This window comes from Sinomonas susongensis (assembly GCF_005877005.1).
Taxonomy (GTDB): Bacteria; Actinomycetota; Actinomycetes; order Actinomycetales; family Micrococcaceae; genus Sinomonas; species Sinomonas susongensis.
This window is the reverse complement of record NZ_SSNH01000002.1, coordinates 263184-286920: the sequence shown is the minus strand read 5'-3', so window position 1 is coordinate 286920 and position 23737 is coordinate 263184. Positions and strand designations below refer to the sequence as shown.

Below are 23737 nucleotides of genomic sequence, written 5' to 3'. Positions count from 1 at the left end.
ATCGGGGGAGTGAACAGCTGGCGCGCGTGGATGGTGTGGGGGATCGGGGTCTTCGCGTACCTCGTTGCAGTCATGCAGCGGACGTCGTTCGGCGTCGTCGGCCTCGAGGCTTCCGCCCGCTTCCACGTCGGCGGCGCCGTGCTCTCGACCTTCACGGTGCTCCAGCTCGTCGTCTACGCGTCGCTCCAGATTCCCGTGGGCATGCTCGTGGACCGGTTCGGATCACGGATCATGGTCGCGATCGGCGCGGTCTTCATGGGCCTCGGGCAGCTCCAGATCGCCGTAGCAGAGTCGACGGTGACCGGGATCATCGGACGCATGCTCGTGGGCATGGGCGATGCCATGACGTTCGTCTCGGTCCTGCGGCTCGTTCCGCTGTGGTTCAACTCGAGACGGTCCCCTCTCCTCACCCAGCTCACCGGCATGCTCGGAATGCTGGGCCAGCTCGTGAGCGTCATCCCGTTCCTTGCCCTCCTGCACGCGCGCGGCTGGACGACCGGCTTCCTGTCGTTGGCCTCGATGTCGGCCCTCGTCGTCGTGCTCGTCCTGTCCCTGCTGCGCAACGCGCCCGAGGGCTCGGCGGCCCCCGAGCAGGCGCAGCCCGAGGGGACGCGGGCCGTCCTCGCGGCCGCGTGGCGCCAGCCGGGCACGCGTCTCGGCCTGTGGAGCCACTTCACGGTCCAGTTCAGCGGCAACGTGTTCGCGCTGGCCTGGGGCTTCCCCTTCCTTGTCGCGGGGGAGGGCTACGACTCGGCGACTGCAGCCGGACTCATGTCCTTCTTCGTCGTCGTTGCCCTCTTCGCCGGGCCGCCCGTCGGGCGCTTTGTCTCGAGGCACCCACTTCGCCGGTCGACGCTCGTCCTCTTCATCACGGCGCTCACCGCCTTCGTCTGGGCCGTCGTCCTCGTGTATCCAGGCCAGGCGCCCCTCTGGCTCCTCGTGATCCTCGTCGCCGCGCTCGCCGTAGGCGGCCCGTCGTCGATGATCGGGTTCGACTTCGCGAGGACTTTCAACCCCTCGCACCGTCTCGGCACGGCGACAGGCATCGTCAACTCGGGCGGGTTCGTCGCGGCGCTCGTCACGATGTTCCTCGTCGGATGGCTCCTCGACGTCCAGCACGCGATGGGGCTCTCGCCCGCCGGCCTGTACTCGCTCAGCGCGTTCCGGGTGGCACTCGCAGTGCAGCTGCTCGTCATGGCCTTCGGGTCGTTCATGATCCTTAGGGTCCGCCGCAAGGTGCGCCGCCAGCTCGCCGCCGGCGGCGTCCATGTGGCTCCGTTGCTGGTGGCCGTCCGGACCGCGTGGGCGGACTACCGCTCCCGGCGCGCCGCCGAAGTCGAGGGCTAGGCCCGGGTCGGGCGTCACCGCGACTGCTCCTCCACAGCCCGGCTCTCTGCCTGTGCTTCCTCGGATTCTCCACATACGGGCGGGCCCGGGGGCGCGGACTGTCCGGGCGCCTCGAGACTGGGCCTATGGACGAGAGCACCGACCACTTCCTCGACTCTTCCGCGACCCGAGCGACTCACTCTGCGTGCGTGAGCCGGATGACCTGCTCGGCTACATTCCGCATGCCCTGGGGGAATGGCCCGAGGAGAGCCTCGTCGCGGTGACAGTGGGCGCGGGCTCGGTCGGGGTCTCGGTGCGAGTGGACCTCCCCGGTCCCCTGGAACAGGCTGCCCTCGCGCGGTTCGCGGAAACTGTGTGCAGCCATCTCGCGAGCGACCCTTTGGCGGACAGCGCCGTGCTCGCCGTGTATTCGGCGGCCGAATGGCGCAAACTCGACGACCCGCCGCACGGCGAGACCGTCACCGCGCTGCAGCTGGCGCTCGGGGATTTGGGGATTCCGGTCCTGGACGCATGGCTCGTGGGTGAGCGCACGTGGCGGAGCATGCTGTGCGAGCGGGCAGAGTGCTGCCCATGGCCCGGACAGCCGATCGAGAGCATCACGGCGAGCCGCGTAGGTGCCGAGCTCGTCTACCGCGGAAGCTCCTTCGGGCCGGGTGCCCCATCGGAACGACTGGGCGCCTCACCGGAAGGATTGGAGTCGCCGTCCCGTTGGGGGCGTCTCGAAGACTGCCCGGATGCCTGGTGGGATCCGTGCACGTTCTCGGCAGCGCTCGCGGCCTGGGATGAGACGCTCTCGACGGGACGCATGCCTCATCATGAGCGGCTGCGCCTGCTCGCCGCGTCGCTTCTCAGGCCTGCGCTCCGCGACGCTGCCGTCGTGGCGGCGGCACTCGGCGGGGCGTCGGCCTGGCAGGGGAGCCGGGCCATCGGAGTGCTCGATCCCTGGCCCGCGGGCTCGTGCGGGAACCTGCCGGCGCTCGCGGGAGGCCTCGGCGCTGCCGAGGCCGGTCAGCGCGTCCGGGGATGGGAGGAGCGGCCGGAGCCCGGGGGAGACGTCGACGCCGCGCTCGAATTCGGCGCAGTCATCCTCGGCCGTGCAAGGAATCGCCCGCAGTGGGAACGGATCGATCGACTGGAGCGCATCATGCGGGTGCTGGTCGAAAGGGAGGAACCGGAGATCCGGGCGCCCGCGCTGGCGGTGCTCGGCTGGATCTTCTGGGCCCGAGGCCGCGGGTCGAAGGCATCGGGATTCCTTCGCCGCGCCCTCTCCACGGCACCGGGCTATCGTTTCGCGGACCTCCTCTCACGGGTGGTGGACGGGGGAGAAGTCGCCGGGTGGGCGCGCAGCCCTGAGACGGCTTGGCGTCGAATCGGCGAGGCCGCGTAGGCCGTCACGCAGATTCGCACCAGTGGTTACGCGTGTGGATGCGACGGTGGAGGCGCCGTCATGCGACAATGGACGGCAGACCCGGTCGGGTCCGAGCACCGGAAGCCAGAATCTCCCCGTTAGTTGGAACTCTCGGGAACGAATTTGGCTGACGAGGGGTTGATACATAAGACCCTTCGGTCCGGGACGCGTTCTGCGCGAAGCACGGACTTGACAGGGTCATAGTGGTGTTGCCCTCATGGCGGCGCCAGGACAGCGGCAGGAAGGTGATCGTGACGCCCCCCACGGAGAAGGAAACAGCTGAGAAGGCCACGGTGGAGACCGAGGCACGCAAGGCTGCATCCAGCAGGCGCGCTTCGACGGGCTCGCGCTCCAAGAGCACGACCGCAACTAAGTCCAAGGCGACTGCGCGGAAGTCCGCCAGCAGCGATCCCGCGGCCACCAAGACATCCCCGAAGGGCGACGCCCCCGCGGATGCAGCCGAGCCTGAGGAGCTCGAGTCGGAAGCTGCCGATCTCGACGCGGTGACGCCCGGCGAGGACGAGATCGCGTCCGAGACCGACGTCGAGGAGGAAGGCGACGGGAAGGCAGCGGCCCCCGGGACCTCCGCCGCCCTGGTCATCTCCGACGCGGACGAGGACGACGCGCCAGTCCAGCAGGTGACCTCTGCTGGCGCGACGGCGGATCCCGTCAAGGACTACCTCAAGCAGATCGGCAAGGTTGCACTGCTTAACGCAGAGCAGGAGGTGGACCTCGCACTGCGCATCGAGGCCGGGCTCTTCGCCAAGCACAAGCTCGAGGAAGAGGGCGCGGCCTACGACGCCCAGTACCGTCACGACCTCGAGCGCATCGTGCACGACGGCGAGCGGGCCAAGAACCACCTCCTCGAGGCGAACCTCCGACTGGTCGTCTCGCTTGCGAAGCGGTACACGGGCCGCGGCATGCTCTTCCTGGACCTCATCCAGGAAGGCAATCTCGGTCTTATCCGTGCCGTCGAGAAGTTCGACTACACGAAGGGCTTCAAGTTCTCCACGTACGCAACCTGGTGGATCCGCCAGGCCATCACGCGTGCCATGGCAGACCAAGCCCGAACCATCCGTATTCCCGTGCACATGGTCGAGGTCATCAACAAGCTCGCCCGTGTGCAGCGGCAGATGCTGCAGGACCTTGGCCGCGAACCCACCCCGGAAGAGCTCGCCAAGGAGCTCGACATGACCCCGGAGAAGGTCGTGGAGGTGCAGAAGTACGGCCGGGAGCCGATCTCGCTGCACACCCCGCTCGGCGAGGACGGCGACTCGGAGTTCGGCGACCTCATCGAGGACTCCGAGGCAGTCGTTCCGGCGGACGCGGTGAGCTTCACGCTCCTGCAGGAGCAGCTGCACTCCGTCCTCGACACGCTCTCCGAGCGCGAGGCCGGTGTGGTCGCGATGCGTTTCGGCCTGACTGACGGGCAGCCTAAGACGCTGGACGAGATCGGCAAGGTCTACGGCGTAACGCGCGAGCGTATCCGCCAGATCGAGTCGAAGACCATGTCGAAGCTGCGCCACCCCTCGCGGTCGCAGGTACTGCGCGACTACCTCGACTGAGAACAGAAGCCGCTGTGCGGTGTTCGTGCGGGCGACGGGCCGTCTGATCGGCCTGCCTCCGGCGCGTGACATCGCACGGCGCTCCTAGTCGGGCAGCCCGCTCCTAGTCTGGACGACCGCTCCTAGTCGGGCAGCCCGCTCCTAGTCGGGCAGCGGCTTGGGCTGGGAAGCCTGCCCCGAACGGCCGCCAGTTCCGGGTTCCGTAGACGTCCGTGCCTGGACCGCGGCTGTGAGCCTGGCGATCTCCTCGGTGAGGGCCTGAATCCGTTCCTCGAGAGGCTCGTCGATTGCCTCCACGGCAGCCACGGTTCGCGCGGCGGTCCGCGCCGCCGTCTCGACAGAGACATTCTCGACAAGCCACGACGCGATGGATGCCGTCACCACGCCGAGGACGGCTATCCCCGCGACCATGAGACCTGCGGCGGCGAACCTGCCGATCCCGGTGACCGGGTAGCGGTCCCCGTAACCGACAGTCGTGATGGTCGTCAACGCCCACCAGAGGGCGTCGCCGATGGACTTGATGTTCGCCCCAGGCTCGTTCTGCTCGGCGTCCAGCGCAGCCAGGGCACCGCAGTAGACCAGCATCGCCGCGGAGCCGAGCACGTAGGTCAGAAGCCGTCCCCTCAGCGCGTTGCCGGCTCGACTATGGACCACCTTGAGCAGCGTCACGAGGCGGAGAAGGCGCAATGGCCTCAGAGCTGGGAGAGCGAGGATCAACAGCTCGTAGAGGTTCCGGACGAACCATCGTCGCCTGTCCGGTGCCAGCCAGAGCCGGACGGCGTAGTCGAGCAGGAACATCGCCCAGGTGGTCCACACCAGGTCGTCGGCCCAGACTCCGGCAGAGTCGGGCAGGTCGGCTATAACCTGAACGGAATAGGCGACCAAGAACAGCAGTGCGGCCCCGATCATGGGCCACTCGGACAGCTTCTGCCAACGCTCCAACGTCATGGGGGACAGATTAACCTCGGGGCGTGCCGCCAAAGCTGAGGGCCCGGACACCTTGTCGGTGTCCGGGCCCTCATGGTCTCTGCGACCGCGAGCGTCAGTCCTCTGGGACTGCTGTGCGCTCGGTCAGTCGATCCGTCTCATCGTGCCAGTGCGACGCGAGAGGGCGGAGACGCCCCTGGACTGCGCGCGCGTGGTGGGCGCAGAACAGGAGTTCCCCGCCGGACGTCTCGAGAACCACTCGGACGTAGGCCTGGGCGCCGCAGCGGTCGCAGCGGTCGACGGCGGTCAGGGTGCGGTCCGCAAGGGCTGAAGTCATCTTGGCCTCCTTCACAAGATACCGGGCGGTTCCACGGTGGTCTTACCCATCTAACACCCCGGGCGCCGCTTGGCCTTCCACAAAACGGTTGCTTTTCGCTCGCGGCGTATCAATGTTCCATAACGGGAAGGGCCGCAACGAGTCGCTCGGGCCCTGATCGGCGGTCCCGCGGGGTGGCGGAAGCGGGAACCGGTGCCGGTGCGACTACCCTGTAACGGTAGCGTGTGCCCTGTCGGCCCGCCTCTCCCTGCCCTATGAAGGAGCCCCCCGAGCGTGACCCCGAGCTCTGAATACACCGCCAGGCATCTGTCTGTCCTCGAAGGGCTCGAGGCCGTCCGCAAGCGGCCGGGCATGTACATCGGTTCGACCGACTCCCGGGGCCTCATGCACTGCCTGTGGGAGATCATCGACAACTCGGTGGACGAGGCGCTCGCCGGCTTCGGGCGCGACATCAAGGTCATCCTGCACCCTGACGGCTCCGTCGAGGTGCACGACGACGGCCGTGGCATCCCCGTCGACGTCGAGCCGAAGACCGGCCTGACCGGCGTGGAGGTCGTGTTCACGAAGCTGCACGCGGGCGGCAAATTCGGCGGCGGCTCCTACACGGCCTCCGGCGGCCTCCATGGCGTAGGCGCATCGGTGGTCAACGCACTGTCGGCGCGCCTCGACGTCCAGGTGGACCGCGGTGGGAAGACCTACCAGATGTCGTTCCGCCGCGGCGAGCCGGGCCGGTTCGTGGACAGCGGCTCTCGCCCGAGCCCGGACGCGCCGTTCCAGCCATTCGTCGATGACTCCGTGCTCGACGTCGTGGGCAAGGCCAAGCGTGGCGTGACCGGAACGCGCATCCGATACTGGGCCGACCGGCAGATCTTCACCCCGGACGCGAAGTTCTCCTACGACGAGCTCGTGGGCCGTGCCCGCCAGACCTCGTTCCTGGTCCCGGGCCTCCGGATCACGGTGCGCGACGAACGGCGGCTGCCGGGGACGCCGGGGGAGTCCGGCCCCCACGAGGAGGTGTTCCACCACGACGGCGGCATCTCCGAGTTCGTCGACTTCCTCGCGATCGACGCCCCCGTCACCGAGACGTGGCGCCTCCACGGCTCCGGGACGTTCAAGGAGACGGTGCCGGTGCTCGACGAGCGCGGACACAGCCAGATCGCCGAGGTCGAGCGGGACTGCGATGTCGACGTGGCGCTGCGGTGGGGGGTCGGCTACGACACCGCGGTGCGGACCTTCGTCAACATCATCGCCACTCCCAAGGGCGGCACGCACCAGGCGGGCTTCGAGGCTGCGCTGCTCAAGGTGTTCCGCAAGGCGATCGAGGCCAATGCCCGCAAGCTCAAGGCGGGCAACGACAAGATCGAGAAGGACGACGTGCTTGCCGGCCTGACGGCCGTCCTGACCGTCCGCCTGGCCGAGCCGCAGTTCGAGGGCCAGACGAAGGAGATCCTCGGCACCCCGGCGGTCCGGCAGATCGTCTCCCGCGTCATGGAGAAGGAGCTCGGGGCGAAACTCGCCTCGACGGCGCGCGCGGACCGCAACCAGACCTCGGTTCTGCTCGAGAAGGTCGTCAACGAGATGAAGTCGCGCGTGACGGCGCGGCTGCACAAGGAGACGCAGCGGCGCAAGACGGCCCTCGAGTCCTCGACCCTGCCCGCAAAGCTCATCGACTGCCGGACTGATGACGTGAGCCGATCGGAGCTCTTCATCGTCGAGGGCGACTCGGCGCTCGGTACCGCACGGCACGCGCGCTCGTCCGAATTCCAAGCGCTCCTGCCGATCCGGGGCAAGATCCTCAACGTCCAGAAGGCCTCGGTCGGCGACATGCTCTCCAACGCGGAGTGCGCGGCGCTCATCCAGGTCGTGGGGGCCGGATCGGGGCGCAGCTTCGACATCGAGGCGGCCCGTTACGGGCGCGTCATCCTCATGACCGACGCGGACGTCGACGGCGCCCACATCCGCACGCTTCTCCTCACGCTGTTCTTCCGGTACATGCGCCCCATGATCGAGGAGGGCCGCGTGTTCGCCGCTGTGCCCCCGCTGCACCGCGTCGAGGTCATCAATCCGGGGAGCAAGCCGAACGAGATGGTCTACACGTACTCCGAGGGCCAGCTCCATGCACTCCTCAAGAAGCTCGAGGGCGAGGGCCGGCGCTACAAGGAACCGATCCAGCGCTACAAGGGTCTCGGCGAGATGGACGCCGACCAGCTCGCGGAGACGACCATGGATCCCCGCCACCGCAGCCTCCGGCGAGTGACCATCGAGAGTGCTCAGCGGGCCGAGGAGGTCTTCGAGCTGCTCATGGGCTCGGAGGTCGCGCCACGGAAGGACTTCATCGTGTCCGGCAGCGCGAACCTCGACCGCGAGCGCATCGACGCCTGACGGCTCGGGGCCTTGGCGATTCAGGCCCTCCGGGCCGTCTGCCTCACGTGACGATCCCGGGGGCGAGCAGGAGCGCAGTGGGCACCGCCAGCATGAGCCCGGACGCCGCGAGCACCGCCGTCATCTGTGCCGGGGTGAGCTGGGGCTGGGGCGTGAGGAGTCGGCTCAGGCGCGCGGCGAGCGAGGCCTCGCCCTCGTCGGGAGTTCCGGGAGTGCGGGGAGTCTCGGGGGCCCGCGGGCTTCCGAGCGTCGGTTCCGCGGCCCCCGGGCCGGACGCGGCGGAGCCCACGGCTACAAGGGCAATCGCCCGGACGAGCACGTCGTCGGGCGCGGTCCTGCGCGCCACGTCGTCGGCCAGCATCTCGACGAGCGAGGAGACGGCTTCCCGGGACAGCCGTGAGGTCGGAAGCCACGGGAGCGCCTGGCGCCAGGCCTCGAAGGCCCACAGCAGGAGATGGTGCCGCTGGGTGAGGTGTGCGCGCTCATGCTCGACGACGGCGGCGAGCTCGCCGGGGGAGAGGGCCTCCACGAGGCCGTCCGAGAGGACCGTGACGGACCGCGAGCCGCCGGGCAGGCAGTAGGCGACCGGGGCCGGGTGATTGATGACGAGGGTGCGCTCGATCGCGCCGGAGGGCAGGCTGAGCACTTCGAGGAGCTCGCGGTGCCTCCGCCGCTGCCCTGTGATCCGGGCATATGTGAGGCCCAGGGTGAAGACGAGATGTGTCCCGAGCAGGGCGGCCGCGCAGAGGGCGAAGAGGTGCCAGAACTGCAGATGCTCCGAGGACCGGTTCTCCACGACGAGGGAGGCGGCACTCGCGATGGCCTGGAGCAGGTTGTCCCCCAACGGCTGCAGTCCGTAGACGAGCATCGCCCCGATCATCGAGAGGCCGCCGGCGAGGGCGATCGACTGCCAGAGGACCATTGCCGCGAAAGGCGAGCGGGAGGTCCAGTGGGCGCGCGAGAGTGCCACCGGCACCGGCCACGCGAGCAGGATTGCCAGCAGTGCGAGGAGATACGAGGCTACGAGCACGGCCGTCCTCGGCGACGAGTGGGCTGGTGCTTCAGCCCCGGGCCAGGAGTTTGCGGAGGGTGGCGGCTTCCGCCTCGGACACACTCCCGATGAAGCGCGCGAGGACTGCCTCGCGGTCCGGGGCTGTGCCGAGCGCCTCGTGCATGAGCCGGGCGGTGTGGTCCTCGCGGGTGGAGATGGCCCTGTAGCGGTGCGGGCGCGTACCGCGCTCGCGCTCCACGAGGCCCTTCTTCTCGAGGCGCGAGAGGACAGTGAGGACTGTCGTGACGGCGAGGTCCTTGCTCTGGACTACGCTCTGCGCGAGACGGTCCCGGAGTTCGTTAGCCGTGGCCGCTTCGGCTGTCGACCACAGCTGGTCCATCACCGAGCGTTCGAGCTCGCCGAGGCTTGCCATCTTTGTGTCCTTCCGTGTTCAGATCGGGTCTCAGCTGGGTGACGTCGCGCGCGGTGTCCGTATCGGCGGTCCGCCGCTGGTGTCCGTGAGTCCACTATCCATTCTACGCGAGGTAGAAGAAAAAGTGGTCAAAAGCACGCGCGTCGAGTCGGCGCCACTGAGAAGCGGTCCAGGGAGGGTGCGTCCGAGCCCTCCAGTTGTTCTACACTATGTAGAAGTCAGATCTTCTACGATCTGTAGAAGATCGGGGTTCCGCCCTCGACAGGAGCGCACATGGACGCCTTGGAAATCGCCCGCTGGCAGTTCGGCATCACCACCGTCTACCACTTCATGATGGTCCCGCTCACGATCGGCCTCGGCCTTGTGGTCGCGGTGATGCAGACCATCTGGTTCCGCACGCGCAGGCCCGAGTACCTCCGCATGACGAAGTTCTGGGGGAAGCTCTTCCTCATCAACTTCATCATGGGCGTCGCGACAGGCCTGGTCCAGGAGTTCCAGTTCGGCATGGCCTGGAGCGAGTACAGCCGCTTCGTGGGTGACGTCTTCGGCGCCCCCCTTGCCATGGAGGCGCTGCTCGCCTTCTTCGTCGAGTCGACCTTCCTCGGCCTCTGGATCTTCGGCTGGAAGCTCCTCCGCCCGGGGCTCCACCTCACCGCTCTCTGGTGCGCCGTCGTCGGCTCCGCCATCTCGGCCTACTTCATCATCGTCGCCAACAGCTGGATGCAGCACCCGGTCGGCGTCACAGTCGTCAACGGGCACCCGGTCATGACGGACGCATGGGCCGTGTTCACGAACAACACCGCGCTCGTCGCCGTGCCGCACACGCTGCTGGGCTCCCTCGGCGTCGCCGGCGCGTTCCTGCTCGGGATCTCGTGGTACCACCTGTGGCAGCGCCGCAGGGACGGCATCGACACAGTGGGGCCGGACGGCCGCGTCGTGCCGGGGGAGAACCCCGAGCTGCCGGGGCGAGACCGCACCGACCATCGCGTGTGGCTGCGCAGCCTCCGGATCGGTGCCGTCGTCGCGATGCTCTCCTTCGCGGGGACTGCCGTCACCGGCGACATCCAGGGCAAGCTCATGTTCGTCCAGCAGCCCATGAAGATGGCCGCCGCCGAGGCCGCATGCCACGACGGCACGAGCTTCTCGGTGCTCTCCGTGGGCGACGTCGGGTCGAAGGACTGCTCGAACGTCAGCGCCGTCATCGAAATCCCCGGACTCCTCTCGTTCCTGGCCCACGGCGACTTCACGACCAACGTCAAAGGCGTCAACAGCCTCATCCCCCAGTACCAGGCGCAGTACGGGACGAACCTGCCGGACAACCCGATCTACGGCGACCGAGCCGGCGAGGCCATCCAGGACGTCCCCGTCATGGAGGTCACCTACTGGGGCTTCCGGATGATGATCGGCTTCGGGGGAGTCGCGGCGCTCGCGGCCGCCGTCGCCCTCTACCTCACGCGCAAGGGCACAGTTCCCCGGGCGCGGTGGCTCATGCGGCTCGCCGTCCTGGGCATCCTCGCCCCCTTCGGTGCGAACGCGGCAGGCTGGATCTTCACCGAGATGGGCCGCCAGCCCTTCGTCGTCGCCCCCAATCCCTCGATGGCGGGAAGCTTCGACCAGGTCTTCATGTTCACCGCGGCCGCAGTCTCGCCCGGAGTGAGCGCTGGGGAACTGCTCACCTCGCTCATCGTCTTCTGCGTCGTCTACGCGTCGCTCATGGTCGTCGAGGTGCGGCTGCTGTGGCGCTACACGCGCGGCGGCGTCGCCTCCGCGATGCCCGAGCTCGCTGAGAAGCACGACGACGGCGAGCACAAGCAGTCCGACGACGTCCTGGCCTTCGCCTACTAGGAGTTCACCGATGGAGACCCTTCCCACTGTCTGGTTCTGCGCCGTCGCCCTCCTCTGGATCGGCTACCTCTTCCTCGAGGGCTTCGACCTCGGCGTGGGCATGCTCATGAAGCTCTTCGCCCGCAACGACGGCGAACGCCGCGTGCTGCTCAACACCGTCGGCCCCGTATGGGACGGCAACGAGGTGTGGCTCATCACCGCCGCGGGCGCGACGTTCGCAGCGTTCCCCCGCTGGTACGCGTCGCTGTTCTCGGGGCTGTACCTTCCCCTGACGCTCACCCTCGTCGCGCTGATCTTCCGCGCCGTGGCGTTCGAGTACCGCGGCAAGATCGCCTCCCCGCGCTGGACCGCGGCATGGGACTGGGCGATCGCCCTCGGTTCGTTCTTCGCCGCGTTCTGTGTCGGCGCGCTCCTTGCCCTCACCACGACGGGCCTGCCGCTCGACGCCAACGGCGACCGCGTCGGCGGCCCCTTCGCATGGTTCAGCGGCTACGCCGTGCTGGGGGGTGCCGCCGTCGTCGGCTTCGCACTCGTCCACGCCCTCGCCTTCCTCGCCCTCAAGACCGACGGCGAGATCCGCACGCGCGCACATCTCGCGTTCCGTCGGTGGATGCCGCTCGGCATCCTCCCGCTCGTGGCATGGGTGGTCGCGATCCAGCTCCGGAGCGGAAACTGGTGGACCTGGACCCTCACTGCCGTGGCCGCCGTGGCCGCCACCGCCGCGTGGGCCCTCGCCCAGCGTGGCTCCGAGGGGCGCGCGTTCCTTCTCATGGCCATCTTCCTCACCGCGGGCGCGGCCGGAATCTTCGGCGCCGTCTACCCGGTCGTGCTGCCGTCCACTCTGGACCCGGCGAACAGCCTGACCGTCGCGACGGCGTCGTCCTCCGCCTACACCCTGGGTGTGATGTCGGTCGTGGCCCTCATCGGGCTCCCGCTCGTCCTGGCGTATCAAAGCTGGACGTACTGGGTGTTCCGCAAGCGCGTCGCGCTGGGGAGCATCCCGGCCGCGCACAATGTCGTCCCTGCGTTCCTCACCCGTCTCGTGACGGGGCGCGAGGCTCCCGAGCCGCAGACGGGAGCCTGACCGTGCGTCCCAGCATTCCCAGCGGCCGGGCGACGAAGTCAGCGGTCGCGCTGCTGAGCGTCCTGGCCGTCGCGAAGGCCGCGGCGCTCATCCTCGTCGCGCAGGGGGTCGCGTCGGGGCTCGCCGGTGCGTTCGCCGGGCAGGCAGACTGGCGGGTTGCCGCCCTCATCGCGGCGGCCGGCGTGCTGCTGCGCGCCCTCGCGGAGTGGGGGTCCCTGCAAGCGGGCCGTTGGGCGTCGGCAGGGGTCCGGGAGGAGCTGCGCTCGCGGCTCGTCGCGGCCGCACTCGAACGGGGAGGGCGGCTCGCCGAGGGGACGGACGACGCCGACCGCCGCGTCGCGTCGTCGGCCGCCGCAACCGCGGTCCTCGCCGTCCGCGGCCTCGACGCCCTCGATTCCTTCTACACCGCGTACCTCCCGGCCCTCGTCCAGTGCGCCGCCGTTCCGCTGCTCGTGGGCCTGCGGATCCTCGGAGCCGACTGGGTGAGCGCACTCATCATTGCCCTCACCCTCCCGCTGGTCCCGGTCTTCATGATCCTCATCGGCAAGCACACGGAGGACCGTGTCTCCGCGGCGCAGCAGGCGCTCGCCCGCCTCGGATCGCACCTCGTGGAACTCGCCCAGGGCCTGCCCGTCCTCGTCGGCCTCGGCCGCGCAGCCGAGCAGCGCAAGGCCCTGCGCGAGCTGTCGGAGGACTTCTCCCGCCGGACCATGGGTACCCTGAGGGTCGCGTTCATGTCGTCCCTCGCCCTCGAACTGCTCTCGACCATCTCCGTCGCGGTCGTCGCAGTGTTCATCGGCATCCGGCTCGTCAACGGCGAGATGCCCCTCGAGGCCGGGCTGCTCGCCCTCGTGCTCGCCCCCGAGTGCTTCCAGCCGGTGCGCGACCTCGGCGCGGCCCATCACGCGAGCGAGGACGGGGCCGAGGCGCTCCGGCGCGCGGAGTCGGCGATCGCCGCTCCTGCAGGAACCCGCCTCCCAGTGGCCGCTGACCCCGCTGACGCCGCTGACCGCGTGCAAGGAGGGCCCGTCGGGCTCGAAGTGGACCGGCTGACGGTGCGCTACGACGGGCGTGAACGCGCAGCCGTCGACCGGCTCTCGTTCGTGGCGCCGGCCGGGGAAGCCACGCTGCTCGCCGGCCCGAGCGGCGCGGGCAAGACGAGCGTCCTCCTGGCCCTCGCCGGCCTGGTGCGCGACGGGGCCGGGGCCACCGTCAGCGGCCGGGCGACCGGGGCCGAGCCGGCCCGCATCGCCTATGTACCGCAGCATCCCCAGTTCACCGAGCCGACCGTCGCAGCAGAACTCGAGCTCGCAGCGGACGGGCTCCCCGCCGAGCGCGTCCCGGCAGCGGTGCGGCGCGCCCTCGAGGCCGTGGTGTGCGCCGAGCTCGCCCAGGCGAACCCCGCCGAGCTGAGCCCGGGGCAGCAGAGGCGCATCGCCGTCGCCCGCGGACTCCTGCGGGTCGACGCTGGAGCGACGCTCGTCATCCTCGACGAGCCGACTGCGCACCTCGATGCACGCTCGGCCGCCGCCGTGGAAGCGGCCATCGCTGGGCTCCGGGGCCGTGCGACCGTGCTGCTCGTCGCACACGACCCGCAGACCGCCGCCCTCGCCCGGAACCGCGTCGACCTCGCACCGAACGAGGGGGCCGCGGGGGCCGGGGGCCTCCCCGAGCCCGAGACCTCGAGCAGGTTCGCTGTCGCCGACGTGGACCAGGGCGCTGCGGCAGGGGTCCGCCGCGTCCCCGCGCCGTCGGGCGGCGGCCCCTGGCTCGCGAGCCTGTGGCAGCTCGTCCGTCCCGATCTCCCGCGCTACGCCGTCGCGGCGCTCGCAGGCCTCGGCGCTGCCGCAGCCGCCAGCGCGCTCGCGGGCCTCTCCGGCTGGCTCATCGTCCGCGCCGCGGAGCAGCCGCCGATCCTCTATCTGCTCGCCGCGATGGTCGGCGTCCGGTTCTTCGGCATCACCCGGGCCGTCCTGCGGTACGCCGAGCGCCTGAGCACCCACTCGGCCGTATTCTCAACCCTCATCCGGCTCCGGGACCGGCTGTGGAGTGCGCTCACGAGCCAGGGCCTGAGCGCGCGACGGCTGCTCGTCCCCGGCGCAGCACTCGAGAGCCTCGTGGGGGACGCCGAGTCCGTCCGCGACGAGCTGCCGCGGATCCTCCAGCCGCTCGCGACGGCGGTGCTGCTCGGCATCGGCGCCCTCGTTGCGGTCTGGATCCTGCTGCCGGCGCAGCTTCCCGTTCTCGCGATCGCCGTCGTCGTCTCTGTCGTCGTCGCGCCTCTCGCTACGGCGTGGGCGGACCGGCGTGCCGCCCGCGCTGTCCAGCGGGGCAAGGCACAGCTGCTCGAGGCGATCGGGCAGGCACTCGCGGCGGCCCCCGACCTTGCCGCAAACCGCCTCATCGAACGGGTGCTGGCGAGGCTGCGCGCGGACGACCGCCGGCTCACAGCGCTCGAGCGGCGGGGAGTCGCCGCCGAAGGGCTGGGGAGGGCCATCGTGATCCTCGCGACCGGCCTTGCCGCCGCTTCGGCCCTTGCGGCTCCTGCCACTTCGGGTGTCCCCGTGAGCACGGCAGCCGCGGTGGTGCTCCTGCAGCTCGCCCTGGCCGAACCCTTCGCGGCGGCGAGCACCGCCGTCCAGCGGATCCCGGCCTTGCGCTCAGCCCTCGCTGGCATTGCCGCGGAGGCCGCCGACGTGGAGGCGGGAGCGCCGGAGGGCTCCGGAGCGGGCGCACAACGGTCCGGTCCGACGATTTCGGGCCCATCCACAGAGGTGTCTTGTACAGAGGGCCTTTCCATAGACGGCCTCTCCGCCGGGTGGCCGGGCCAGCCGGACGTCTTCGCGGCACTTTCGGCGACGGCCGCGCCGGGGGAGTGGCTCGTCGTCGCGGGCCCGTCGGGAAGTGGCAAGACGACGCTCCTGGCGGTCCTCCTCGGCTTCCTGCGCCCGCGCACCGGGAGCGTCAGGGCCGGTGGCAGGATCGCGTGGTGTCCTCAGGAGTCGCACCTCTTCGACTCGACGGTGCGGGGCAACCTTTCGATCGCGCGCGACCGCAGCGAGGCACCGGGCGACGCGGAGCTGTGGGAGGCACTCGAACGCGTGGGTTTGGCGGATCACGTGCGGTCGCTGCCCGGCGGTCTCGACTCCCGCGTCGGAAGCCGAGGTGCGGAGCTCTCGGGCGGTCAACGGCAGAGGCTGGCCGTCGCCCGGACGCTCGTGGCGGACGCCGCCGTCGTGCTCCTCGACGAGCCCACGGCGCACCTCGATCCTGCTGCGGCCGAGGAACTCGTCTCGGCCCTGCATGCGGCGCTCGCGGACCGCAGCGTCGTCATGGTGACCCACCGGGCGTCCGAGCTGCGTGACGGCGACCTGCTCGTGCGGCTCGACGCGCTCGGGGACGGCGTGCGGAGGCTCGCACTCGCGGGCTAGGCCCGCACGTCGTGCAGGTGATGTTCGACGTCGTGAAGGAAGTACCGGGAGAGCGTCAGGACGGTGAACTCCGAACCGTTGCTCCGCAGCCCGCGGCGCCCGTAGGCGTCCTCGGGGACCACCGCGAAGGCGTCCCGGGTCAGCGCGCCCTGCTCGGCCAGCTCCCCACGCACGATCGCCGGGTCGGCGTTGGCGTACTCCTTCTCGACGGCGGTCGCGTCCTGGTCCCAGTTCCCGAAGCGCGCGCCGTCCTCGACGAGCATGAGCTCGAGGCGGTGGCGGAACACCTCGAAGAGGTCCCGCACGTGACACGCGTACTCGAGGGGCGACCACGTTGACGGATCCGGGCGTTCGAGGACGTCGTCGCGGCCGAGCGCTGCATCCCAGCGCGGCAGTGCGGTGTCGAGCCTGCGCGCGACGTCCTGAGGCGTGAGGCTATCCGCGTCGAAGCCGCACTCTGGGCACACTCGGTCCAGGATCCAAGTCCAGTCCTTGGTGTCGGGAATGATCGCCATGCCCGGAGTCTAGCCTTCCGCGTGGGCGCGTGCGCTGGATCACGATGGGCGGTTTCGCGGGCCCAAGGCCGACTCATTTGATTACAAAACGATAACGGTCATGGTCGGATTGGGCCGACTCGGTCGCGCGCTTGCCGGACGGCTGGCCCTCGGCGGCGGATCCCTGCAGGCGCGCCGATCCCAAGGCTTTCCGTTGTCCGCGCCGGTCGAGGCGGAACGTCAGGGGCGCCACGCTGCCCTGTGATCCCGCTCATGCGGCGTTGCCCCGATTCGAGGGTGTGTTCTCTCTTCGGCTCACTAGACTGGATGACTGCCCGAAAGCGGGGTACCTGAACCTCCACAGCAGGACCACCTCATCGAGACGTTCGAGAGAAGAGAGAATGCCGAGAGACCTAGGCCAAACCGCCTCTGAGCCAGCAGCCCAGGAAGCAGCCCACGAAGCCGCAGCGCATGAAGCCGCAGCGCATGGGACGGCGCCACACGTGCGGGCGCCCCGGAACACTCCACGGCGTCGCGTCACGTTCCGGAAGCGACGGCTTCGCGTCGACGACGTCAACGTCGTGGACCGCTCGATGCTCCGCCGCGCAATCAGCGGAACGATCGTCGGCAACACCATGGAGTGGTACGACGTCGGCGTATTCGGTTACCTCATCACGACCATGGGGCCCGTCTTCCTCCCCGAAGCCGACGCATCGGTCCAGACGCTCTTCCTGCTCGGCACCTTTGCCGCGACCTTCATTGCCCGTCCGGCCGGCGGGGTCTTCTTCGGATGGCTCGGCGACAAGGTCGGGCGCCAACGCGTCCTCGCCGCGACGCTCATCATGATGGCCGCGTCGACGTTCGCCCTCGGTGTGCTCCCCGGCTACGACCTGATCGGCGTATGGGCGGCCGTCCTGCTCGTGCTCGTGAAGCTCGTCCAGGGCTTCTCGACCGGCGGAGAGTACGGCGGGGCGACGACGTTCGTGAGCGAGTACGCCGCAGACCGCCGGCGCGGCTTCTTCGCGAGCTTCCTCGACATGGGCAGCTACCTCGGCTTCGCAGCCGGCGCCGCGCTCGTGTCCGTCCTGCAGATGACGCTGGGCTCCGCAGCCATGGGCGAGTACGGCTGGAGGATCCCCTTCCTCGCTGCCGGCCCGCTCGGCGCGATCGCCATCTACTTCCGCCTCCGCATCGAGGAGAGCCCGACCTTCCAGGCCGCGCTCGAGGCCCAGGAGCGCTCGGCGCACGAGACGGCCGCGAACGATGAGACCGCCACCAAGGGCCCCATCGGAATCGTCCGCTCCTACTGGCGCCCCATTCTCGTCGCGATGGTCGTCGTCGCCGCTGCGAACACCGTCGGCTACGCGCTGACCTCGTACATGCCGACGTACCTCACCGAGTCGAAGGGCTACGACGAACTCCACGGGACCCTGCTGACGATCCCGGTCCTCGTCGTCATGAGCCTCTGCATCCCGCTCACGGGCAAGCTCTCCGACCGCATCGGTCGGCGCCCCGTGCTGTGGATCGGCGCCGTGAGCACGATCGTCCTGTCGATCCCGGCATTCCTGCTCATCGGCGTCGGCAGCGTTCCCGCGACGCTCGCGGGCCTCGCCCTCGTGGCCTTCCCCGTGACCTTCTACGTCGCCAACCTCGCCTCGGCACTGCCGGCGCAGTTCCCCACCGCGAGCCGCTACGGCGCGATGGGCATCGCGTACAACTTCGCGGTCGCGATCTTCGGGGGAACGACGCCGTTCATCGTCGATGCCCTCATCAAGGCGACGGGCGACGACATGATGCCGGCGTACTACCTCATGGGCACTTCTGTCGTCGGAGCCGTCGCCGTGTTCTTCCTCCAGGAGTCGGCACGCCGTCCGCTCCCAGGGTCGATGCCGAGCGTCGAGTCGCCCGCCGAGGCGCGCGACGTCGTCAGGCACCAGGACGAGGACCCCCTCATCGACCTCGCCCACATGCCCCTCACCGAGGTGCCGGTCGCCATCGCGGCAAGCGGCGAGGCCGTCCAGCTCCCACTCGACCATCCTGCGGCGGTCGCGGCCGCCGAGCAGGAGGGCGTCGACCTCGGGGCCACCGCGCTCGAGGCGGAGGCCACCGGCGAGGATCCTGTGGCGTCGAGCACCTCGGCGTAGGCCGAGGCATGAACGCCGGAGGCCGGCCCCGGGATCGGGGAGAATCACCCGAAGCTCGGGCCGACCTCTTCCACTGCCTGCGACAGGGGGACCCCGGAGCCGTCCCTGCGGCCGGGCTCCGTCGGGAGGGAGCGTGCAACGCCCGCGCTCGAGGACGCCTTGGCCGGGCCGTGCCCCGCCCAGGCGACGAGGAGGACGTCCTCGCCCTTGAGGTAGCGGTGGGCGCGCACGCCACCTGTCGCGCGGCCCTTGGCCGGGTACTCGGAGAACGGCGTGATCTTCGCCGTTCCCGGCGCGGTACCGGGGAGGGCGTCCCGGCTTCCCGCGATCGTCACGACGACGGCGGCGTCGTCACCAGCTGCGACAACCCCGAAATGCAGTGCCCTGTCCCCGTCCACGAGGCGGATCCCGGCCATTCCGCCGGCCGTGCGCCCCTGGGGCCGGACCGCGGAGGCGGGATACTGCAGGAGCTGTGCCTGTTCTGAGATGAACACGAGGGCGTCCTCGTCGCCCGCGGGAGCGGCGCCGATCACGCGGTCGCCCGGCTTGAGCGTGATCGCCTCCCAGTCCTCGCGGTTGAGCGGATAGTCAGGGCTCACCCGCTTCACGATGCCCTGCTCGGTGCCGAGCGCTACGACGGTGTCGAGCGGAACGAGCGCTACAAGGGTCTCTCCCTTGGCCAGGGAGACGAAGTCCTTCGCTGGAACGCCGCCTGCGAGGTTCGGCAGTCCGGCCGCGGGTGCGACGACAGGGAGGTCGACGGCCTGCAGCCTCACCATGCGCCCCGCTGAGGTCAAGGCACCCAGCTCGCCGCGCGCCGTCGTCCGGACGACCGACCGGAAGACGTCGTGCCGCACGCGCGGCCCACCGTCGGTCAGCGGCTCGGCGTTGGCGGTGCGTGCCACGTTGCCCGACGCCGTCAGGATCGCCCAGCAGGGGTCGTCGGCGATCTCGAGGGGAAGCGTCGGTGCCTTCCCCGTGGCCTTCTTCGCGTTCTCGGCGGCGAGGGCCCTCGCCGCCGCAGCCCCCTGCTCCTCCGCATCGAGGAGCAGGGTGCGCCGGGGAGTGCCGTACTTGGCGGTGATCTCGTCAAGCTCCCGCGACACAAGCTCGCGCAGGAGCGTCTCGGAGCCGAGGATCGCCTCGAGCTCCTCGATCTCGCGCCGCAGCTCGTCCTGCTCCTTCTCGAGCTCGATCCGGGAGTACTTCGTGAGCTGGCGGAGCCGGAGCTCGAGGATGTAGTTGGCCTGAATCTCCGAGAGGTCGTACACCGCCATGAGGCGCTGCCTGGCGGCGGCTGCCTCGTCGGAGGTCCGGATGATCTGGATGACCTCGTCGATGTCCATGATCGCGACGAGGAGGCCCTCGACGAGGTGGAGCCTGTCCTTGCGCTTGCCGAGCCGGAACGCAGTCCTGCGCCGGACCACCGAGATCCGGTGGTCCGCGTAGACCCGCAGCAGGTCGAGGAGGCCGAGGGTCTGCGGCTGGCCGTCCACGAGCGCGACGTTGTTGATGCCGAACGAGTCCTCGAGCGGCGTGTACCGGTAGAGCTGCTCCAGGACGGCGTGCGGGTTGAAGCCGTTCTTGAGCTCGATGACGAGGCGCAGGCCGTGGTTGCGGTCCGTGAGGTCGATGACGTCGCTGATGCCCTGGAGCTTCTTCGAGCCGACGGCGTCCTTGATCTTCTCGATCACCTTCTCGGGGCCGACCATGTAGGGCAGCTCCGTCACCACGAGCCCGGTGCGGCGGGCGGACAGCTGCTCGACGGCGACCGTCGCGCGCGTCCGGAAGGAGCCGCGGCCCGTGCGGTAGGCGTCCCGGATTCCGTCGAGCCCGACGATGCGGCCGCCCGAGGGCAGGTCCGGGCCCGGGACGAGCTCCATGACGTCCTCGAGCGTTGCCTCGGGATTCGAGATGACGAGCTGCGCCGCGGAGACCACCTCGGCGAGGTTGTGCGGGGCCATGTTGGTCGCCATGCCGACGGCGATGCCCGACGCCCCATTGACGAGGAGGTTGGGGAACGCGGCCGGGAGGACCTCCGGCTGCATGATCTGGTTGTCGTAGTTCGGCACGAAGTCGACGACGTCTTCGTCGAGGTCGTCGGTGAGCGCGAGGGCCGCTGCGGCCATGCGCGCCTCGGTGTACCGCGGCGCCGCAGGTCCGTCGTCGAGGGATCCGAAGTTTCCGTGCCCGTCGATGAGCGGGAGGCGGAGCGCGAAGTCCTGCGCCATGCGGACCATCGCATCGTAGATTGCGGCATCGCCGTGCGGGTGGAGCTTGCCCATGACCTCGCCGACGACCCGTGCACTCTTCACGTGCCCGCGGTCGGGGCGGAGCCCCATGTCGCTCATCATGTAGAGGATGCGCCGCTGGACGGGCTTGAGGCCGTCCCTCGCGTCCGGAAGCGCGCGCGAGTAGATGACCGAGTACGCGTACTCGAGGAAGGACGTCTCCATCTCCGACGCGACGTCGATGTCCGTGATGTTCTCGGCGGGAGCCTCGCCGAGGGGGAGCAGATCGGAGGGCTTCCCGGACGGGGTGGATCGACGTGCCAACGCTGGTTGAATCCTTACGCGTGGGAGAAATGGGCCTGAACTAGGCTAAGCCTATGGCGGATGAGGGCACGGTCAGCGCATATCCCCAGCACTGGGAAGCCGATGTCGTACTCCGCGACGGAGCAACCGCCCACCTCCGCCCTATCCGTCCGAGCGACGCCGCGGCGCTCCAGGCATTCCATACCGGCCAGTCGGAGAGTTCGATCTACCTCCGATTCTTCAGCTACAAGGCCCGTCTCACGGATGCGGAGCTCAAGCGCTTCACGCAGGTCGACTACAGGGACCGCGTGGCACTCATCATCACCGTCGGCGGCGAGCTCATCGGCGTCGGCCGCTACGACCGCCTCGCGGACCCGACCGAAGCCGAGGTGGCGTTCAACATCTCCGACCGGCATCAGGGGCGCGGGATCGGCTCGATCCTGCTCGAGCACCTCGCGGCCGCCGCACGGGAGCGCGGCATCCGCCGCTTCACGGCGGAGGTCCTCCCGGAGAACCGGAAGATGCTCGCCGTCTTCGCCGAGGCCGGGTACGTGCTCGACCGCCGCTTCGACGACGGCGTGGTGAGCGTCGAGTTCGAGATCGACCCCACGGAGAAGTCCCGCGCCGTCATGGAGTCGCGCGAGCACCGCGCCGAGGCGCTCTCCGTCCAAGGGCTGCTCGCGCCGCGCTCCGTCGCCGTGATCGGCGCGAGCCGCCGCTGGGGGTCCATCGGGCAGCAGCTCCTCGCGCACGTCGTCGACGGGGGGTTCACGGGCAGCGTCTGCGCGGTCAATCCCGAGGCGCTCGAGCTCGGCGGAATGCTCACCTACGCCCGCATCGGCGACGTGCCCGGGAGGGTCGACCTCGCGCTCGTCGCGGTGCCGTACGACGACGTCGCAGCAGTCGTCGCCGAGTGTGCTGCGGCCGGCGTCCGCGGCGTCGTCGTCGCCTCCTCCGGATTCGCCGAGGACGGCGAGCGCGGCCTCGCCCTCCAGCGGGAGCTGGTCCGCCACGCGCGTTCCCACGGGATGCGCCTTGTGGGGCCCGGCTCGCTGGGCATCGCGAACACGGACCCCGACGTCCGGCTCAACGCCTCGCTGGCTCCCTCGATGCCGCGGCAGGGCAGCCTCGGGCTCTTCAGCCAGTCCGCCGCGATCGGCATTGCCCTCTATGCGGCGGCGGACCGGCGGAAGCTCGGCTTCTCGTCGCTCTTCTCGGCGGGCAATCGCGCAGACGTGTCCGGGAACGACGTCATGCAGTACTGGGAGGACGACGTCGCCACGAGTGCCGTCGGGCTCTACCTCGAGTCCTTCGGCAATCCCCGCAAGTTCTCCCGGATCGCCCGTCGGCTCGCGCGCAGCAAGCCGGTCATCGTCGCCAAGAGCGACATCCTCGGGCTCCGGCTCCCGGCAGGCCACGCCGTCCGGACGTCGCAGGCGCCGCCCGAGGCGCTCGACGCAATGCTGCGGCAGGCCGGCGTCATCCGGGTCTCCACGCTCGAGGAACTCGTCGACGTCGCGCAGGTCCTCTCGGGCCCACGGCCCCGCGGGCCCCGGGTCGCAGTCCTCTCGAACGCCGCCTCGCTCGGGCGCGTCGTCGCCGACGGGGCGGAGGGGCTGGGACTCACGGTGACGGAGACCATGACCGACCTCGACCTCACGGGGCGCTCCGTCGCACTTCCCGCGCTCCGGTCACGCGTCCTCGGTCTCATCGACTCGGGGGCGGCCGACTCCATCGTCGTCGCCCTCGTTCCGACGGCGGGGGTCAAGCCGAACGCCGCAGCGGAGATCCTGGCCGAGTGCGCCGAGGCACGGTCGACGACCATCGTGGCAGCGTTCACCGGCATCCTCGGGCATCCCGAACAGGCGGAGGGGCTGATCCCCGACCCAGGTCCGGACGGCCTGGGCTCGCCCACGGTTCCCGCCTTCACGAGCGCCGGCGACGCCGTCGCCGCCCTCGCCGCCGCTGTGCGCTACGGCGAATGGCTCTCGCGTGAGGCTGGCGAGCCCTTCGAGGCCACATACGACGACGACGGCGCCGAGGAGCTCATCGACAGGGCGCTCGCAGGGGTTGCCGGTCCCGACCTCGTGCGGCTCGGACAGGGCCAGTCAGCCGACCTCCTTTCCTGCTACGGCATCACGGTCCTTCCTTCGCGGGCCGCCGTCTCAGAGGAAGAGGCCGTGGGGGCGGCCGAGGCCCTCGGCTGGCCGGTCGCGCTCAAGTCGACTTCGTCGATCCTCAGGCACCGGCTGGACCTCGGCACAGTCCGCCTGGACATCCGCGACGAGCCGTCGCTCCGCTCGGCCTTCCGATTCATGGAGCAGTCGCTCCTCGGCTACGGTGAGCTTGCCGCGGGCCCGGACGGAGAGCCCCGGCTCGAGGTCCAGAGCATGGCCCCGCTCGGGCAGGCGTGCGTCGTGCGCGCGATCGAGGACCCGCTGCTCGGTCCGGTCATCTCCTTCGGCCTCGCCGGCGACGCCGTCGCACTGCTCGACGACTGGGCCCACCGCGTCCCGCCGCTCACGACCGTGGACGTCCGCGACCTCGTGCGCGGGCCGCGCGCGTCGGAGAAGCTGTTCGGGTACGAGGGGCTTCCGCCCCTCGACGTCGCCGCCCTCGAGAGCCTCGTCGGCCGGGTCTCCCTCCTCAAGGACCGGCATCCGGAGGTTGCCGTCCTCGAGCTCAAGCCCGTCGTCGTGAGCGAGCAGGGGCTCACGGTCCTGCACGCCGACGTGTGGCTCGGGAACGCGGCGCACCGCACGGACAGCGCTCGGCGCGCGATGTCGGACCAGTAGGACGGGATTCGGAGCAGTAG

Annotated in this window: 15 protein-coding genes; 9 read left to right on the top strand and 6 right to left on the bottom strand. The window is 69.9% G+C overall.

Annotated features, from left to right (window positions below; all coding sequences use genetic code 11):
- The first annotated feature begins 9 nt into the window (after nucleotides 1-9).
- The 3 genes from E6A21_RS04480 to E6A21_RS04470 all read left to right on the top strand — a co-directional run bounded on the left by E6A21_RS04480 (nucleotide 10) and on the right by E6A21_RS04470 (nucleotide 4320).
- A complete protein-coding gene (locus E6A21_RS04480; RefSeq protein ID WP_138442921.1) occupies nucleotides 10-1347 on the top strand; it encodes an MFS transporter in 1338 nt (445 codons plus the stop codon).
- 184 nt (nucleotides 1348-1531) lie between these two features.
- Nucleotides 1532-2734 (top strand): DUF4192 family protein, encoded by a 1203-nt coding sequence (locus E6A21_RS04475; RefSeq protein WP_171041262.1) that lies wholly within the window; start codon nucleotides 1532-1534, stop codon nucleotides 2732-2734.
- Between the two features lie 272 nt (nucleotides 2735-3006).
- Nucleotides 3007-4320, top strand: coding sequence for an RNA polymerase sigma factor (locus tag E6A21_RS04470; protein WP_171041261.1), 1314 nt, complete (start codon nucleotides 3007-3009; stop codon nucleotides 4318-4320).
- Between the two features lie 141 nt (nucleotides 4321-4461).
- Here the strand turns inward: E6A21_RS04470 and E6A21_RS04465 are convergent, their stop codons facing one another.
- Nucleotides 4462-5268, bottom strand: coding sequence for a potassium channel family protein (locus E6A21_RS04465; protein WP_138442918.1), 807 nt, complete (start codon nucleotides 5266-5268; stop codon nucleotides 4462-4464).
- A 94-nt stretch (nucleotides 5269-5362) separates the two neighbouring features.
- Entirely contained in the window at nucleotides 5363-5584 is a 222-nt protein-coding gene (locus E6A21_RS04460) for a DUF7455 domain-containing protein (protein ID WP_138442917.1), read from the bottom strand.
- A gap of 273 nt (nucleotides 5585-5857) precedes the next feature.
- Between E6A21_RS04460 and E6A21_RS04455 the strand changes: the two genes are divergently transcribed.
- The gene (locus E6A21_RS04455; RefSeq protein WP_138442916.1) at nucleotides 5858-7966 is read left to right on the top strand and encodes a DNA gyrase/topoisomerase IV subunit B; all 2109 of its coding nucleotides are present in this window, start codon (nucleotides 5858-5860) and stop codon (nucleotides 7964-7966) included.
- A gap of 43 nt (nucleotides 7967-8009) precedes the next feature.
- On the opposite strand, the gene E6A21_RS04450 is transcribed toward E6A21_RS04455, so the two are convergent.
- On the bottom strand, nucleotides 8010-8996 hold the full coding sequence (locus E6A21_RS04450; RefSeq protein WP_138442915.1) for a M56 family metallopeptidase: 987 nt from the start codon (nucleotides 8994-8996) through the stop codon (nucleotides 8010-8012).
- 31 nt (nucleotides 8997-9027) lie between these two features.
- A complete protein-coding gene (locus tag E6A21_RS04445) occupies nucleotides 9028-9390 on the bottom strand; it encodes a BlaI/MecI/CopY family transcriptional regulator (protein WP_138442914.1) in 363 nt (120 codons plus the stop codon).
- Between the two features lie 273 nt (nucleotides 9391-9663).
- Here E6A21_RS04445 and E6A21_RS04440 point away from each other — a divergent pair, with 273 nt between their 5' ends.
- From E6A21_RS04440 to cydD, 3 genes are read left to right on the top strand one after another with little or no spacing between them, the layout of a single operon-like run.
- Complete coding sequence (locus E6A21_RS04440) at nucleotides 9664-11235, top strand: cytochrome ubiquinol oxidase subunit I (RefSeq protein ID WP_138442913.1); 1572 nt, start codon at nucleotides 9664-9666, stop codon at nucleotides 11233-11235.
- Between the two features lie 10 nt (nucleotides 11236-11245).
- Nucleotides 11246-12319: a cytochrome d ubiquinol oxidase subunit II gene (gene cydB / locus E6A21_RS04435; protein WP_138442912.1), complete on the top strand. Its 1074-nt coding sequence runs from the start codon at nucleotides 11246-11248 to the stop codon at nucleotides 12317-12319.
- 2 nt (nucleotides 12320-12321) lie between these two features.
- On the top strand, nucleotides 12322-15750 hold the full coding sequence (gene cydD, locus E6A21_RS04430; protein ID WP_138442911.1) for a thiol reductant ABC exporter subunit CydD: 3429 nt from the start codon (nucleotides 12322-12324) through the stop codon (nucleotides 15748-15750).
- Here cydD and E6A21_RS04425 read toward each other — a convergent pair.
- A complete protein-coding gene (locus E6A21_RS04425; protein ID WP_138442910.1) occupies nucleotides 15747-16265 on the bottom strand; it encodes a DinB family protein in 519 nt (172 codons plus the stop codon). The two genes, cydD and E6A21_RS04425, sit on opposite strands and share 4 nt — an antisense overlap.
- A gap of 380 nt (nucleotides 16266-16645) precedes the next feature.
- Here E6A21_RS04425 and E6A21_RS04420 point away from each other — a divergent pair, with 380 nt between their 5' ends.
- On the top strand, nucleotides 16646-18388 hold the full coding sequence (locus tag E6A21_RS04420; protein WP_138442909.1) for an MFS transporter: 1743 nt from the start codon (nucleotides 16646-16648) through the stop codon (nucleotides 18386-18388).
- A gap of 44 nt (nucleotides 18389-18432) precedes the next feature.
- Here the strand turns inward: E6A21_RS04420 and E6A21_RS04415 are convergent, their stop codons facing one another.
- Entirely contained in the window at nucleotides 18433-20943 is a 2511-nt protein-coding gene (locus E6A21_RS04415) for a DNA gyrase/topoisomerase IV subunit A (protein WP_425471514.1), read from the bottom strand.
- A gap of 53 nt (nucleotides 20944-20996) precedes the next feature.
- Between E6A21_RS04415 and E6A21_RS04410 the strand changes: the two genes are divergently transcribed.
- Nucleotides 20997-23717: a bifunctional acetate--CoA ligase family protein/GNAT family N-acetyltransferase gene (locus E6A21_RS04410; RefSeq protein WP_138442908.1), complete on the top strand. Its 2721-nt coding sequence runs from the start codon at nucleotides 20997-20999 to the stop codon at nucleotides 23715-23717.
- Nucleotides 23718-23737 lie beyond the last annotated feature (20 nt).

Bases quoted from the DNA above. Each gene is read 5' to 3' on its own strand.
- E6A21_RS04465 (WP_138442918.1), bottom strand. From the start codon at position 5,268: ATGACGTTGGAGCGTTGGCAGAAGCTGTCCGAGTGGCCCATGATCGGG.
- E6A21_RS04460 (WP_138442917.1), bottom strand. From the start codon at position 5,584: ATGACTTCAGCCCTTGCGGACCGCACCCTGACCGCCGTCGACCGCTGC.
- E6A21_RS04445 (WP_138442914.1), bottom strand. From the start codon at position 9,390: ATGGCAAGCCTCGGCGAGCTCGAACGCTCGGTGATGGACCAGCTGTGG.
- E6A21_RS04440 (WP_138442913.1), top strand. From the start codon at position 9,664: ATGGACGCCTTGGAAATCGCCCGCTGGCAGTTCGGCATCACCACCGTC.
- cydB (WP_138442912.1), top strand. From the start codon at position 11,246: ATGGAGACCCTTCCCACTGTCTGGTTCTGCGCCGTCGCCCTCCTCTGG.
- E6A21_RS04425 (WP_138442910.1), bottom strand. From the start codon at position 16,265: ATGGCGATCATTCCCGACACCAAGGACTGGACTTGGATCCTGGACCGA.
- E6A21_RS04420 (WP_138442909.1), top strand. From the start codon at position 16,646: ATGCCGAGAGACCTAGGCCAAACCGCCTCTGAGCCAGCAGCCCAGGAA.
- E6A21_RS04410 (WP_138442908.1), top strand. From the start codon at position 20,997: ATGGCGGATGAGGGCACGGTCAGCGCATATCCCCAGCACTGGGAAGCC.